This is a genomic window from Geomobilimonas luticola, assembly GCF_018476905.1.
Taxonomy (GTDB): domain Bacteria; phylum Desulfobacterota; class Desulfuromonadia; order Geobacterales; family Geobacteraceae; genus Geomobilimonas; species Geomobilimonas luticola.
This window is the reverse complement of the sequence record NZ_JAHCVK010000008.1, coordinates 23,092-37,836: the sequence shown is the minus strand read 5'-3', so window position 1 is coordinate 37,836 and position 14,745 is coordinate 23,092. Positions and strand designations below refer to the sequence as shown.

The following is a 14,745-nucleotide window of genomic DNA, read 5'->3' as shown; positions in this document are numbered from 1 at the left end:
AGCATGAACCTTGCGGATATCAGAAAAAAAGCGCAGGAGCGGGGCGGCGGTGCTCCCGTCGAACCGGCTCCTGCCGTGGCCCAGCCCGAGTCGCAGCTGGAAACGGAGGCGGTGCCCGATGACGCCGGTGGCGAATCGGTTCAACCGGGAGCGGAGCCCTTTTCGCAGCAGATCGAGGAGCTGTTCACCCGTGAGGAAAGGCCGGTTCTTCCCGTAACCGCAGCAGAAACGGCTTCACGGCAGTTCGATCCCCTGGCGCAGTTGCTGGAGGGGCGTGAAACTGCAGGGTGTGACGACGATGCGGTGTTCATGACCGCAGCTGCCACCGAGACCCGCGAATTCCAGGAGTTTCTCTGTTTCAGGGTAGCGGAGGAGAATTATGCTGTTAACATCATGGAGATCAAGGAGATCATCAAGCCCCGCGAGGTGACGGAAGTCCCCCGGGTTCCCCGGTTTGTCACCGGCATACTGTCTCTTCGTGGGATCATCATTCCGGTGTACGACATGCGCCAGCGTCTTGGCTTCACCCCAAGGGAGCAGACCGGCAAGAGCCGCATCATCGTCGTGAAACGGCAGGATGAGTTCAGCGGACTCATGGTGGACGAGGTCGTCCAGGTAGTCCGGATCGAAACCGCGAGCATCGAGCCGCCACCCGCCGTTCTCGATGGCATCGACCGGGAGTTTGTCAACGGGCTGGGGCGGTTTGGCGGGCAGATGCTCATTCTTCTGAATATGGAGAAAATTCTCGATATTTCGTTACACTAGGTGGTTACGAAAGGAGCCGTCATGCATAAGAACAAGATACTTGTTGTTGAGGACGAGGAAAGCCTTCTGAAGCTGGAAAGCATTCTTCTCTCCTCAAAAGGGTACAACGTAACAGGTGTCATGGATGGCAGGTCAGCTCTCGAAGAGATAGCTGCCAACCCTCCTGATCTGGTCATTCTCGACATCATGCTGCCGGAGCTCGATGGATTCGAGGTATGCCGCCATATCAAGGAAGACCCTGCGACGAAGGGTATCCCGGTGGTCATGCTGACTGCCAAGAAAAACAGCCAGGATTACGCCCGCGGCATGGAGATGGGGGCTGACGCCTACATAACCAAGCCGTTCAAGTCCGCCAAGGTTATCGAAACCATCGAAGGGCTCCTTAACAAATAGCCCGGCAGCCGGCCTTCGGGACCGCTGTCGCTCCTGTTCTGCCGTACCGGCATGTGCTCCGTGGGGATACAATTTGCCATGACCAATGATATCCAAGAAATCCAGGTTGCCTGTTTCCGGCTCGGCGATGATATCTATGCGGCCGACATCATGCGTATCAAAGAGATTATCCGGCCGATGAAGATGACGACCCTTCCCAAGGCTCCCGGCTTTGTTGAAGGGGTCATCAATCTTCGTGGAGCTGTCATCCCGGTCGTGGATCTCCGGAGCAGGTTCGACTTTCCCAGGCGTCCCAACGATCAGAGCACGCGGTTGCTGATCGTCAAGGTCGCCAGCCAGTTGCTCGGTCTGGTGGTTGACGATGTAACGGAGGTGATCACGGTGCCGGTCAAGGATATCAAGCCGCCTCCCCAGGTGGCCACCGGCATTGGTGCCACCTATCTTGTGGGTGTCTGTCTGGTAAAGGAAAACATGGTCATGCTCCTCAATCTGGACCGTATCATCACCTCCCGCGAAGCCGATGAGCTCGGGTTGCTGGATATGGGAAAGAAGGGCTGCTGAGAGTGGTGCCGTGAAAGGAATGATATACACATGCTGATTGTTTGTCCGAGTTGTAAAACACGCTTCAGTCTTGATGACGGAAAGGTCGGTGCGGAGGGGGTCAAGCTGCGGTGCAGCAAGTGCCGGGCGATTTTTCGCGTGGTCCGGAAGGGCGCCCCTTCTGCGGGGCATGCCCCCGTTCCTCCGGCAACGCTACCCCAGGCATCTCCGCCCGTGGAGAAATCGACTCCCCCGGCCGCAGCGGTTTCCGCCCCTGCCGGCGAGCGGGTGAAGGTTGTGGTGGCCCATGAGAGTGCCTCCTTTTGCGCAGCGGTCCAGCGGGTTCTCGCCCCCGAACCCTTCGACGTGCTTGTCTATAACGATGGCCGCGAGACCCTGGCTGCCATCGAACAGATGGTTCCCGCCGTTGTACTGCTCGACGTGGCGCTTCCTTCCATGTACGGGTTCGAAGTCTGCGACGCGATCAGGAAAAACCCCTCGCTCGCTGCCGTGAAGATTATCCTGATCGCATCCATCTATGACAAGACGCGGTACAAGCGCTCTCCCAAGTCCCTCTATGGTGCGGACGACTATATCGAGAAACATCATATCCCCGACTCCCTGGCGGCGATGGTGTACCGCCTCGTTGCGGGACAGGCGCCGGTTGATGCGCTGCCAGCCAAGTCCGCAGCTGCCGAGGAAGAGGGGCACGCCTCCCCCGAGGAGCTCTCCCGCCAGGAAATTGCCGACCAGGAGGCCACCCGTCAGGAGCTCAGGCAGGACGAAGAACAGGAAACGTCCATTCCGGCTGCGGAGAGTTCGCCGGAACTCGCCGAGGCCCATGTAAAGGCGAAGCGCCTGGCGCGCATCATCGTATCGGATATCGTCCTCTACAATCAGGCGCAGGTTGAGGAGGGGGTCCGCAAGGGAACCCTGTACGAACTTCTGGCCGATGACATCCGGGAAGGAACGGCTCTCTATGACCGGCGTGTCACCGCGGAGGTGCGTACCGGTTCCAGCTATCTAAGAGATGCCTTTGAGGAGCTGATTGCCAAGAAAAAACAGGAACTGGGTCTGTGATCATGGAGACAGGGACGACAAGCGATATTCAGGCCGACCAGCTCCGCTCCTCCGACGAAGAGGTGCGGAGACAGGCAGTTATGGGAATGGCCGGCCGCCCTCTGGCGGAGATCAGGAACGACATTTTCCTCGCACTCGGTGATTCCAGCTGGAGGGTCCGCAAGGAGGCAGTGGATCTGCTCCTGGCATCGGGACCCGACGACGGGGTGATGGAAGAGCTGGTGCTCATGCTCAGGTCCCACGACAACGCCGGCCTGCGCAATTCGGCGGTGGAGACCCTGGAACGGCTGGGCCGGCTTGCCGTCCCCTGCCTGTCGCGCCACATTAACGACGACGACCACGACGTGCGCAAATTCGTCATCGACATTATGGGAAGCATCGGCGATGTCACCCCCGTTCCCCTCCTCATCAGCGCCCTTGATGACGTTGATCCCAACGTGAGCGCTGCCGCGGCGGAGAATCTCGGAAAGATCGGGGACCCGCGGGGTATCACTCCCCTCGTGCAGGCCCTGGGGAAAAATGATATCTGGCTCAGCTACACCATCCTGGAAGCCTTGGGGAAAATAGGCAGGCCGTTGCCCATGGCCGTCATTTCCCCGCTGGTGGAGACCAATCTCCTGAAGAAGGCGGTCTTTGACTGTCTTGGCGCCGTAGGAGACGCAGAGGCAATCCCCCTCCTGGTGGAGGGGCTCAAGGAAAGAGTCCGCAATGCACGGGAAGCGGCAGCGCTGGCGATTTTCAAAGTCAGGGGCCGGCTAGACGACGAGGCACAACGGCAACTGCATGTCCAGCTGCGGGAACTGGCGGGGTCCCCCTTTGTGGACGGGCTGCTGACATCCGTCGAAACGGCGGAAAAACCCCTCAAGGAGGCGCTGGTTCTGCTCCTTGGCCTCATCGGGGACGAACGGGCGGTCGGGCCCCTGCTGCAGGGATGCCGCGACGACCGTCTTCGCCGAAACTGCATCCAGGCCTTTAGCTGCATGGGGGAAGTGGGCGCATCCCTTCTTGTCAGGGAGTTTGCCCATGCCGATGACGAGGAACGCTGTTTCATCGCCTATGTATGCGGCGAACTCCGTTATGGGGAGTGTGGCGCAATCCTTCGGGAGGGAATGGGGAGCGGAAACCCGGTGCTGCGCCGGATGGCCGCCCTTGCGTGCGGCAAGACAGGACTGACGGATATGGTCGGGACTCTGGCCGGCCTTCTGGATGACCCTGAACCCGAGGTCCGGGAAGGGGCAATCGATGCCCTTGCCCGGCTGGCAGAGGCGGATGGAGCGTCGGTGCTGACGATTGCCCAGAAAATGGCCGTTGCCGAGTCGTCTGATCGGCGACGCGATGCAGTGATCCTCTATGCGGCTCTCCGAGAGGCAGACCGTCTCGCCTTCCTCATGAAGGATGAAGATATGCTGGTTCGCCGGAATGCCGTCACCGCCCTTGCCAGCCTGCGGCTGCCGGAAAGTGCCGGTCATTTCGTCAAGGCGCTGATGGATGAAGAGCCTGATGTGCGGATTGCCGCTGCCGGGGCCTTGGGAGAACTGGGAAGTGAAGAGTGCCGGGAGCCCCTTCTCCTTGCCCTTCGGGACGACGATCCGTGGGTGAAGTGCACGGTGCTGAAGAGCCTTGGCAAAATCGGCGGCGAACGGGCATTGAATGCGGTCATTGAAGCCATGGAGGGGGCCGACGGGCTGATCATGATCTCCGCCCTTGAAGCGCTGTCATCCATCGGGGGGGATGCCGCCCTGGCGCAGGTGCGCCGGACGCTGGACAATCCCGACGAGGAAGTGGTCAAGTCCGCCATAGAAATCCTCGCCGAAAGCGATGAATCGACCCTCCTGGCCAGCAGTGAAGATATCCTGGCCCACCCCCATTGGGATGTGCGCAGTACCTTCATCAGAACCCTGGCGGCCAGGCTGGGGGAGCGGGCGTTACCGTATCTTGAGAAAGCGCTGAAGGCCGAGACGGACGACCTCGTCAAAGGCGAGATACAGGATATCATGGGCAGGTTCAAATAATGTTTTCTCTGGAACCGGATATTCCGATGGCGGATGAGGATTTTCGCCTGATTCGCGATGTCATTTATGCCCATTGCGGACTTTTCTTTGACAACGATTCCAAGTACCTTCTGGAAAAACGTCTGGCGCGGCGGCTCGCGCTCCACCAGTTGGCCGGGTACAAGGATTACTACCATTTTCTCAAGTACAACCGGAAGAAGGACCAGGAATTGTCCGACATCATGGACGTCCTGACGACCAACGAAACCTATTTTTTCCGGGAGATATTCCAACTCAAGGCCTTTACCGACGAAATTCTGCCGGAACTGAAGAAGGCAAAAGAGAAACGGGGGGACCGTTCACTCCGGATATGGAGTGCCGGCTGCTCCAGCGGCGAAGAGCCCTATACCATTGCGATGCTGCTCCTGGAAATGGGAGCGTGCAAGGACTGGCGTATCGAGATCATCGGTACCGACATATGCCACAAGGTCCTCCAGCAGGCACGCAAGGCGGTCTACGGCCGTTCGTCCTTCCGGACCACCGACGAACAGTACATCAGACGTTTTTTTGTCGAGCAGGAGGGTGCCTTCCGGGTCGCGGACCAGGTCAAGGAACTGGTAACCATCAGCCACCTGAACCTGTTCGATATGGGCCGGCTGGCCATGCTCGGCAAAATGGATATCATCTTCTGCCGCAACGTCATCATCTATTTTGACCAGGTGGCCAAAAAACGGGTAATCGACTCTTTCCACAAGGCACTCGAAGATGGAGGGTTCCTCCTCCTCGGTCATTCCGAGTCGCTCATGAACATATCGACCGCTTTTTCCCTGCGTCACCTCCAGAACGACATGGTCTACCAGAAGCCCCTCGCCGGCAGCGGAGGGTTCCCATGTCCGTGATAAGGGTGGTGGTCATCGACGATTCCGCCTACAACCGCCGCACCATAACCAAGATGCTCGAGGTGATGGAAAACGTGCAGGTTGTCGGGTATGCAGCGGATGGTGAGGAAGGTATCCGTCGCATTCTGGACCTGCGGCCCGATCTCGTTACCCTGGATCTGGAAATGCCGAAGATGGACGGTTTTACCCTGCTGCGGATCGTCATGAATACCTGTCCCACGCCGGTAATCGTCATCAGTGCCCGGAGCGAGGACGAGCGCGTATTCAAGGCACTGGAACTGGGAGCCGTCGATTTCATAGCCAAGCCAACGACCGCCATTTCGGACCAGCTCCTGAAAATTCGGGAGGATTTGCAGGAGAAGGTCTGTAACGTCTTCAACCTTAACATGGCAGGGATCAAGCGTCGTGAAGCGGTGCACGCGGCCGAAGTTCCGGTCCGGAAGAAAAAGAAAGCTCCAGCTTCGCCACCGTTGCGGGGGGGACAGCCTCTCAGGGACGTCATTGCCATCGGTGCATCCACGGGGGGACCGCCGGCTCTGCAGACCATACTCTCTGCGTTTGCCTCTCCCCATCCCGTGGCGATCCTGATATCCCAGCACATGCCGGCCGGTTTCACCAAGGCTTTTGCCGAACGGCTGAATCGCGGGTCGGCACTTGAGATCAAGGAGGCGGCCGATGGCGATCATGTCAGGCCGGGAAGGGTTCTTGTTGCGCCGGGCGGCCTTAATCTGGTATTCCAGACGCTGAAAAACGGCGAGGTTGTGGCACGACTGGCCAAGCCTTCGGCTCAGGACCGCTATGTCCCTTCCGTGGATGTCATGTTCGATTCGCTTGCCGGGATTTACGGCGAGCGTCTGCTTGGGGTTGTCCTGACCGGTATGGGAAATGACGGCAGCCGGGGGGTACGGGCTATCAAGGCGGCCGGCGGGCAGGTGCTGGCAGAGTCGGAGGAGTCGTCGGTGGTGTTCGGCATGCCGCGGGAGGCCATTGCCACGGGAGTGGTGGATGGAGTTGCCCCGCTCGACCGGATGGCACGGGAAATAATGGACAGGTGCGGTCTCGTGCACGGGATTTGATTGAAACCTACACACAGGGGTGACGTATGGCGACAGATGATGACAGGGGTCTTCACAGCAAGGCGGAAGAGTTTTTACAGGTCTTCAAAAAGGGAGCGGAGTTTACCGGCGAGCTGATGCGCGAGAACGAGCGGCTCCGCTACCGTGTGTTGCAGCTGGAGGAGGCGAGCCGGAGCACCGAGGGGCGCACTGGGGCATCTGACGAGAGCCTCAGGCTGACAGCGCGCATCAAGGAGCTGGAGCAGGAAAAGGAAGAAATCCTTGGGCGCATACGGGAGGTGGAGGAGGAGAACGAGGATTTCGCAACCCGTTACGTTGAGATCGAGCAGGAAAACAACAACCTGGCCAATCTCTACATCGCCAGTTATCAGCTCCACTCCACCCTCGATTTCAAAGAGGTGCTGCAGATCATCACCGAGATCGTCATTAACCTGATCGGCGCGGAAGAGTTCGCCATCATGCTCCTGGATGAAAAGACCAACGAACTGCAGGCGGTTGCCACCGAGGGGCTGGAGCGGGAGGATGTGCCGTCGGTAAAGTTCGGGAACGGGGTCATCGGAGAGGTGGCAAAGAGCGGAGAGAGCTATTTCGTGGAGGATGTCGGCTCCTACGAGCCGGACATGGCGGCTCCCATGGTCTGCATTCCCCTCAAGATAAAGGAGCATGTGATCGGTGCCCTCGTGATCTACAAGCTCCTGCAGCAGAAGAGCAAATTCGCCCAGGTGGATTACGAGCTCTTCACGCTGCTGGCGGGGCATGCTGCCACGGCGATCTTCAGCTCCCGGCTCTACTCCGATTCGGAACGGAAGCTGTCGACAATCCAGGGATTTCTCGATCTCCTGACGAGATAGAGCGCGCCATTTATTTATTGGAGGGGATAACCTATGTCAGAATATAATGTCTTGATCGTTGAGGATTCACCTACCATGCGGCAGCTGATTTCCTTTGCCCTGAAGCGCCTGCGGGGAATCCGCATCGTTGAGGCCAACGATGGGGTGGACGGGCTGAAAAAGCTTTCCGCCGAGAAATTCGACCTGATCTTCACCGATATCAACATGCCGATCATGGATGGCCTCAAACTGGTCAGCCTGGTCCGCAATGATGCCGGCTACAAAGAGACCCCCATCGTGGTAATTACCACGGAAGGCGCCCAGGAGGACCGGGAGCGGGCATTGGCGCTGGGAGCCAACGATTATATTACCAAGCCGATACAACCCAACCGGATTCTGGATGTGGCCAAGGGGTTGCTCAAGATCGCCTGAGTTGGATGAAGGAGAACTTTGTGAGGCGTTTATTCATTCTGCTGGTTCTGCTCTGCACTCTTCCCGTCTTCATTTACGCCAAGGAGTACAAGGTCGTCACGTTCACCACCGAGACAGCCGGCACGGTAGAATTCAACCACGACGTGCACCTGGCCCGGCTGGGGAAAAGTTGTACGACCTGTCATAATTCCCTCTACAACGTGGTGAAGAAAAATCCACCCGTCACCATGGCAGAAATGGAGAAGGGAAAATCCTGCGGTGCGTGCCACGACAAGAAGAAGGCCTTTGCCTTGGCCGACTGCGTACGCTGTCACCGGGTAAAGGAAGTTCCCATCGAGATTGCCGATTTCGGGGCGGTGGTATTCAGTCACAATTTCCACCTGGGGATGTACAGTTGCGGGGAGTGCCATAACAGGCTGTTCAAGGCAAGCTCCGACAATCCCCCTGTTTCCATGGCCCAGATGGAACGTGGTGTCTCCTGCGGTGCCTGCCATGACGGCAAATCCGCGTTCACGGTCAAGGAAAACTGCACGAAATGCCATACGGTGAAGGATATCCCGTTTTCGGCGGACGCCCAGTTCAGCCACAAGGTCCACCTGGGAATGTACGGGTGCGGCGACTGCCACAGCAAGCTGTTCGTTGCCGGTCCCAACAGCAAGCGGTACACCATGCAGGAGATGGCGAACGGGCGGTCGTGCGGCGCCTGTCATGACGGCAAGACCGGTTTCTCGGTACAGGGTGATTGCGGAAAGTGCCACAAGGGAGTGAAGGAAGTCCCCTTCCCGGCGTCTGATGCCCTATTCAGTCACAAGTTCCACCTGACCATTTACCGCTGTGCGGACTGTCACAGCGGGATTTTCGTCGGGGGTGCCGGATCGAAACGTTACACCATGGCCGATATGGAGAAATCCCGGTCGTGCGGTGCCTGCCACGACAGCAGTATCGCCTTTTCCGTGGCGGGAAGCTGCAACAGGTGCCATACCTCCACCAAGGAGGTCACGTTCGACATCAAGGATGCGGGGAAAGTGACCTTCAGTCACGATTTCCACAAGGGGATGTACGCATGCGGTGACTGCCACAACAAGGTGTTTCGCACCGGCAGCGAGAGCCGGCGTTATTCCATGGCGGAGATGGAGAAGGGACAGTCGTGCGGTGCATGCCACGACGGCAAGAGTGCCTTCACGGTCGCGGGGAACTGCGGCAAATGTCACCCGGTAAAGGAACTCACCTTCACCGACGATGCCGTTTTCAGCCATACCAGGCACCTGGAAATGTACAAGTGTGCCGACTGCCACAACCAGCTGTTCAAGGCAGGCCCGGACAACAAGCGTCATACCATGGGGCAAATGGAGCAGGGAGCATCCTGCGGGGCGTGCCACGACGGCAATACCGGCTTCTCCGTCAAGGGAGACTGCAACAGGTGTCACAAGAGCACCATCGAGGTGACTTTCAGGGTGCCGGAGACTGGCCCGACTCTCTTCAGTCACAAGTTCCACGCCGGCATGTACAAATGCACCGATTGCCACAACAGCATCTTTGCCACCGGCAAGGCTGCGAAACGGTACAAGATGGCCGACATGGAGCAGGGACGGTCGTGCGGGGCCTGTCATGACGCCAAGACCGCGTTCGGCGTCAAGGAAAACTGCGAGAAATGCCACCCTGTCAAGGAACTCAGGTTCAAGGAGTCGGGGGCATTCTTCAGCCACAAGTTCCATATTGCCGCATACAGCTGCAATGACTGCCACGACAAGATATTCAGCCCGGGATTGGCGACACGCCGCGCGACCATGCCCGACATGGAGAAGGGGAAGTCGTGCGGCGCCTGCCACGACGGGAAATCGGCGTTTACCTCCAGCGAAAACTGCGAGAAGTGTCATACGGTGACCAAGGCGGTGCGCTACGAGATACCCGGCATGGTCGGCAATGCCCTCTTCAGTCACAAGGTTCATTTGGGCCGGGGGTACAACTGCGCGGACTGCCATAAGAAGCTCATTCCGACGGGGGTAGAGCGCCGGCCCGTCACCATGAAGCAGATGGAGGAGGGGAAATCGTGCGGTTCCTGTCATGGGTTCAGCATGGCATTCAGTGTCAAGGACCAGAACAGCTGTGATCGATGCCACCAGCGGCGGTTTGTGCCGGAGAAATAGAGGCTTGGGAAACAGGACGTAATTTCTGAAACAGGGCGGCCCACAGGCCGCCCTGCTGATTTATCGGGGGGTTACACGTGGAAGAGAAATATGTTCCAAAAAATGTAGAGGAAAAGTGGCAGAAGCACTGGGAAACCAGCAAGAGTTTCAAGGTGACGGAAGACAGGGGCAAGCAGAAGTATTACCTGCTGGAGATGTTTCCCTATCCTTCCGGTCGCATCCACATGGGGCATGTGCGCAACTACTCCATCGGTGACGTGGTTGCCCGCTTCAAGAGGATGAAGGGGTTCAATGTCCTCCATCCCATGGGATGGGACGCCTTCGGCATGCCGGCAGAAAATGCCGCCATTCAGAACAGAAGCCATCCTGCGACCTGGACCCATGAAAATATCGCGTACATGCGCGGCCAGTTGAAAAAAATGGGGCTCTCCTACGATTGGGACCGGGAACTGGCTACCTGTGACGTGGAGTATTACGCGTGGGAGCAGCGTATTTTCCTCCAGATGTTCGAGCGGGGGCTTGCCTACAAGAAGACCTCCTACGTTAACTGGTGCCCGAAATGCGAGACCGTCCTCGCCAACGAGCAGGTTGAGGATGGGGGGTGCTGGCGTTGCGACAGCAGCGTCGTGCAGAAGGAACTGGAGCAGTGGTTTTTCCGGATAACCGACTACGCCGAGGAACTGCTCGATTACACCAATAAACTCCCCGGTTGGCCTGAGCGGGTGCTGGTCATGCAGCGCAACTGGATCGGCAAGAGCTACGGCTGCGAAATCGATTTCCCCCTCGACGGGAACACCGGGAAGATCAGGGTCTATACCACCCGCCAGGATACCCTCTACGGCGCCACCTTCATGTCCCTGGCTCCCGAGCACCCCATGGCCCTGGAGCTTACCACTCCCGAGCGGAGGGCCGAGGTTGCGGCGTTTGTCGACAAGGTAAAAAAGACTGACAAGATACGGCGAACCGCCGAAGACCTGGAGAAGGAGGGGGTCTTCACCGGTTCCTACTGCATCAACCCGGTCACCAACGCAAAGATGCCCATCTACCTTGCCAACTTCGTCCTTCTTGAGTACGGAACCGGAGCGGTCATGGCGGTGCCGACCCACGACCAGCGCGACTTCGAGTTTGCGAAAAAGTACGATCTGCCGCTTCAGGTCGTCATCCAGCCAGAGGGTGAGGCGCTCGATCCTTCCACCATGACGTCCGCTTACATCGAGGTCGGGACCATGGTCAATTCCGGTCCCTTCGACGGCATGCGCAGCGACGAGGCGAAGGAGAAGATAGCGGAGTATCTCGACCGTGAAGGGGTCGGCACGAAGACCGTCAATTTCCGCCTGCGGGACTGGGGCATATCCCGCCAGCGCTACTGGGGGAATCCCATTCCGGTCATCTACTGCGATAGCTGCGGGGTGGTGCCCGTCCCGGAAAAGGACCTGCCGGTGGTCCTCCCCATGGATGTCGCCTTCACCGGTGAGGGGGGAAGCCCCCTGGCGAAGATCGATTCCTTCGCCAACGTGGAGTGTCCCCTTTGCGGCAAGCCGGCCCGCCGCGAGACCGACACCATGGACACCTTCGTCCAGTCATCCTGGTATTTCCTGCGCTACTGCTGTCCCGAGTTCACCGGCGGCCCCATCGACACCCCCCGTGCCGAGTACTGGATGTCCGTCGACCAGTATATCGGCGGCATCGAGCACGCGGTCCTGCACCTGCTCTACGCCCGCTTCTTCACCAAGGTCCTGCGCGACCTGGGGTACGTGAACGTCGACGAACCGTTCACCAATCTCCTCACCCAGGGGATGGTCATCAAGGATGGCGCCAAGATGAGCAAGTCAAAGGGGAACGTGGTCGACCCCAATGCCCTCATCGACCGGTACGGTGCCGACACCGCCCGGCTTTTCTCCCTTTTTGCCGCGCCGCCGGAAAAAGACCTGGACTGGAGCGACCAGGGGGTCGACGGGAGTTACCGGTTCATCAACCGGGTATGGAAGCTCGTGGTCGAGACGCTCCCCTTTATCGAACATGCCGGCCCCGTCGATGCTGCTACGCTCGCCGATAATGCCCGGAATCTGCGTCGAATGGTGCACAAAACCATCAGGAAGGTGACCGACGATCTGGACGAGCGGTTCCATTTCAATACCGCCATCGCAGCGGTCATGGAACTGGTGAATGCCATCTACGCCTTCGAGCCGAAGAACGCGCCGGAAAATGCTGCCGTCCTCAGGGAGGGAGTTGAAAGCGTTGTGCTCCTCCTTTCTCCCTTTGTCCCCCACGTGGCGGAAGAGCTCTGGGAGGCAATCGGTCACCAGGAAGGGGTGGAGGCAGCCGGCTGGCCCGTCTGGGACGAGGCGGCCACCGTGGACGAGGAGCTTCTCATCGTGATTCAGGTGAACGGCAAGCTCCGCGGCAAGGTCACCGTCCCCGCCGATGCCACCGAGGAGCTGGTCAAACAGGCCGCCTTCGCCGACGAAAGGGTGCAGTCGTGGCTTGAGGGGAAGCAGATTCGCAAGGCGATCTACGTCCCCGGCAAGCTTCTTAATATTGTCGTGGGGTGAAATCCGTTTCCCGGCATCAGAGCAGGAGAGTTGCGTAAGTCCCGGCGCGCTTGAGCGTCGGCCAGAGGTCATCATGGTTCGTAACGTCATGTGTTTTCTGCTGCTAGCCGGATGCTTGCTTGTTGCCGGCTGCGGCTACCAATTGGTCAACCGGCCGGAGAGTCCGTCTCCCCTTGCGGGGAAAACCGTCTCCATACCCCTGTTTGCCAACAGGATTTACCGCCCCCAGGTTGAGGCGGTCCTCACCCGCCAGATGGTGGAGGAGTTCTCCCGGCGAAGCGGGGGGCTGGTCGTCTCGGAGGAGCATGCCGAACTGGTGGTGGAGGGGGCGGTTACCGGGTATGCGACGTCCCAGGTAGCCTATTTTGCAACCGATACGGCCGCCCTGATGCGGTTGACCCTCATCGCCGAGGCAACCTTGAGGGAGCGGAAAAGCCAACGGGTGCTCTGGAAGGGGAGCCTGTCCCACTTCCAGGATTATCCTGCCGTCGCCGATCTGGCCCTGCAGCAGAACGCGCAGGATGAAGCCCTCAGGGAAACCTGCCGGCGTCTTGCCGAAAAGTTCTATCAGCAGATGAACAGTGCATTTTAGGATTGGGGAGTTTTTATCACGCAGATGAAGCCGGATGAATTTTCCAGGTCGCTTGACAAGGGAGAGATTGCTCCTCTCTACTACCTGTACGGTGATGAGCCGTTTCTGGTGGAGCGTGCGGTGAAGCGCCTGCTTGAGCGGGTGGTTGATCCCGCCTTCCGGGATTTCAACCTGACCGTTCTCTACGGTAACGAGTGCAAGGGGGCGGAGATTGTGGAGAATGCCCAGACCCTCCCCATGTTCGCCGAGCGGCGGGTGGTGCTGGTCAAGCGTGCCCAGGACCTCCCCGCAGTTGCCCAGGATATCCTGACCGGATACGTGCAGAATCCATCCCCTTCCACCTGTCTCATCCTGCAGGGGGAGAAGATCGACCAGCGGAAGAAGCTCTCCGTCGAACTGAAAAAGCACGGGGCGCTGGTGGAGTTCAAACGCCCCTACGAAAATCAGCTGGCGCCGTTTGTCCGGGAGGAGGCGGCCCAGCACGGCAAGCGGGTCGAGCCGGCTGCCGCGGAGTTCCTCGTTTGTCTTACCGGTGCGAATCTCCAGGAACTCTCCATGCAACTGGACAAGGTGGCCACCTATGTGGGTGACCGGCCAGCCATCTCCCTTGCCGACGTCAAGGCGGTGGTTTCCGACACGCGGGTGGACAGCGTATTCGAATTGACCGACGCGCTGGGTGGGAAAAACCTGGAGCGGGCGCTGCGCAATCTTCACACCATTCTGCGTGACGGTGAGGAGCCCATTCGCCTGCTCGGCATGGTCAGCCGCCATTTCCGCCAGCTCTGGAAGGTGCGGGAGCTTGTTGAGCGGAAAACCCCCCAGCAGGAGATCGGTCGGCTGACGGGGATCAATCCTTACTTTCTCAAGGGGATCTTGGAGCAGGCGCGGAACTTTCCAGTGAAGGAACTGCGGGATATTTTCGGGCTGTTGCTGGAAACCGACCTGGCATTGAAATCGAGCGGCGGGAAGCCGGCAATGCTTATGGAGCGGCTTGTATTGCAGGTCTGCATGGCACACGGCGTCCCGAAGCGGGAGGCTCGAAGGGCGGCGGGAAGATAAAAAAAGGCCTCCGATATGGAGGCCTTTTTTTATGTCATTGTGCGGTTGCGGTACGCCGATCAGCCGAGCGTGTTGACGAGCTTGGTGAGGCGTGAAACGTTGCGGGAAGCGGTGTTGCGCTGTATAACCCCTTTGGTGACAGCCGAATCGATCACCGGGATGGCGGCGGTCAGGGCTTCCTTGGCGGCGGCAGTGTCCTTGAGCTCGGCGGCTTCGCGTACCCGCTTTATGAAAGTCCGCAGGGTGGAGCGGACATGCTTGTTTCTCTCGTTTTTCTTCTCGTTCTGCTTGTTTCTCTTGATGGCCGACTTGTGGTTTGCCAAACTGCACCTCCGTTTGCTATGTTCGTAAATGGATAAGGATTTTTAGAAAGGAAATTTATAGCATCA

The 14,745-nt window shown here is 58.7% G+C and carries 14 protein-coding genes; 13 read left to right on the top strand and 1 reads right to left on the bottom strand.

Translation table 11 applies throughout. The features are described from left to right. Window positions 1–3 precede the first annotated feature (3 nt). The 13 genes from KI810_RS14000 to holA all read left to right on the top strand — a co-directional run bounded on the left by KI810_RS14000 (window position 4) and on the right by holA (window position 14,356). Window positions 4–765, top strand: coding sequence for a chemotaxis protein CheW (locus KI810_RS14000; RefSeq protein WP_214176186.1), 762 nt, complete (start codon window positions 4–6; stop codon window positions 763–765). 21 nt (window positions 766–786) lie between these two features. Continuing rightward, on the top strand, window positions 787–1,158 hold the full coding sequence (locus KI810_RS13995) for a response regulator transcription factor (RefSeq protein ID WP_214176185.1): 372 nt from the start codon (window positions 787–789) through the stop codon (window positions 1,156–1,158). A 78-nt stretch (window positions 1,159–1,236) separates the two neighbouring features. Continuing rightward, window positions 1,237–1,719 (top strand): chemotaxis protein CheW, encoded by a 483-nt coding sequence (locus tag KI810_RS13990; RefSeq protein WP_214176184.1) that lies wholly within the window; start codon window positions 1,237–1,239, stop codon window positions 1,717–1,719. Between the two features lie 30 nt (window positions 1,720–1,749). Further along, a complete protein-coding gene (locus tag KI810_RS13985; RefSeq protein ID WP_214176183.1) occupies window positions 1,750–2,778 on the top strand; it encodes a zinc-ribbon domain-containing protein in 1,029 nt (342 codons plus the stop codon). 2 nt (window positions 2,779–2,780) lie between these two features. Then, window positions 2,781–4,790, top strand: a complete 2,010-nt coding sequence (locus tag KI810_RS13980) for a HEAT repeat domain-containing protein (RefSeq protein WP_214176246.1) — start codon at window positions 2,781–2,783, stop codon at window positions 4,788–4,790. Next, the gene (locus KI810_RS13975) at window positions 4,790–5,668 is read left to right on the top strand and encodes a CheR family methyltransferase (RefSeq protein WP_214176182.1); all 879 of its coding nucleotides are present in this window, start codon (window positions 4,790–4,792) and stop codon (window positions 5,666–5,668) included. Before KI810_RS13980 ends, KI810_RS13975 begins: the two co-directional genes overlap by 1 nt. Continuing rightward, window positions 5,659–6,744, top strand: coding sequence for a protein-glutamate methylesterase/protein-glutamine glutaminase (locus tag KI810_RS13970; RefSeq protein WP_214176181.1), 1,086 nt, complete (start codon window positions 5,659–5,661; stop codon window positions 6,742–6,744). The genes KI810_RS13975 and KI810_RS13970 overlap by 10 nt, the downstream gene beginning before the upstream one ends. Window positions 6,745–6,770: 26 nt before the next feature. Further along, window positions 6,771–7,595, top strand: a complete 825-nt coding sequence (locus KI810_RS13965; RefSeq protein ID WP_214176180.1) for a GAF domain-containing protein — start codon at window positions 6,771–6,773, stop codon at window positions 7,593–7,595. A 33-nt stretch (window positions 7,596–7,628) separates the two neighbouring features. Then, window positions 7,629–8,006: a response regulator gene (locus tag KI810_RS13960; RefSeq protein ID WP_214176179.1), complete on the top strand. Its 378-nt coding sequence runs from the start codon at window positions 7,629–7,631 to the stop codon at window positions 8,004–8,006. 20 nt (window positions 8,007–8,026) lie between these two features. Beyond that, on the top strand, window positions 8,027–10,153 hold the full coding sequence (locus tag KI810_RS13955; RefSeq protein ID WP_214176178.1) for a cytochrome c3 family protein: 2,127 nt from the start codon (window positions 8,027–8,029) through the stop codon (window positions 10,151–10,153). A gap of 77 nt (window positions 10,154–10,230) precedes the next feature. Continuing rightward, window positions 10,231–12,705, top strand: coding sequence for a leucine--tRNA ligase (leuS, locus tag KI810_RS13950; RefSeq protein ID WP_214176177.1), 2,475 nt, complete (start codon window positions 10,231–10,233; stop codon window positions 12,703–12,705). Between the two features lie 73 nt (window positions 12,706–12,778). After that, on the top strand, window positions 12,779–13,297 hold the full coding sequence (gene lptE / locus KI810_RS13945) for an LPS assembly lipoprotein LptE (protein WP_214176176.1): 519 nt from the start codon (window positions 12,779–12,781) through the stop codon (window positions 13,295–13,297). Window positions 13,298–13,321: 24 nt separating this feature from the next. After that, window positions 13,322–14,356, top strand: a complete 1,035-nt coding sequence (gene holA, locus KI810_RS13940) for a DNA polymerase III subunit delta (protein WP_214176175.1) — start codon at window positions 13,322–13,324, stop codon at window positions 14,354–14,356. 59 nt (window positions 14,357–14,415) lie between these two features. On the opposite strand, the gene rpsT is transcribed toward holA, so the two are convergent. Continuing rightward, the gene (gene rpsT, locus KI810_RS13935; RefSeq protein ID WP_214176174.1) at window positions 14,416–14,679 is read right to left on the bottom strand and encodes a 30S ribosomal protein S20; all 264 of its coding nucleotides are present in this window, start codon (window positions 14,677–14,679) and stop codon (window positions 14,416–14,418) included. Window positions 14,680–14,745 lie beyond the last annotated feature (66 nt).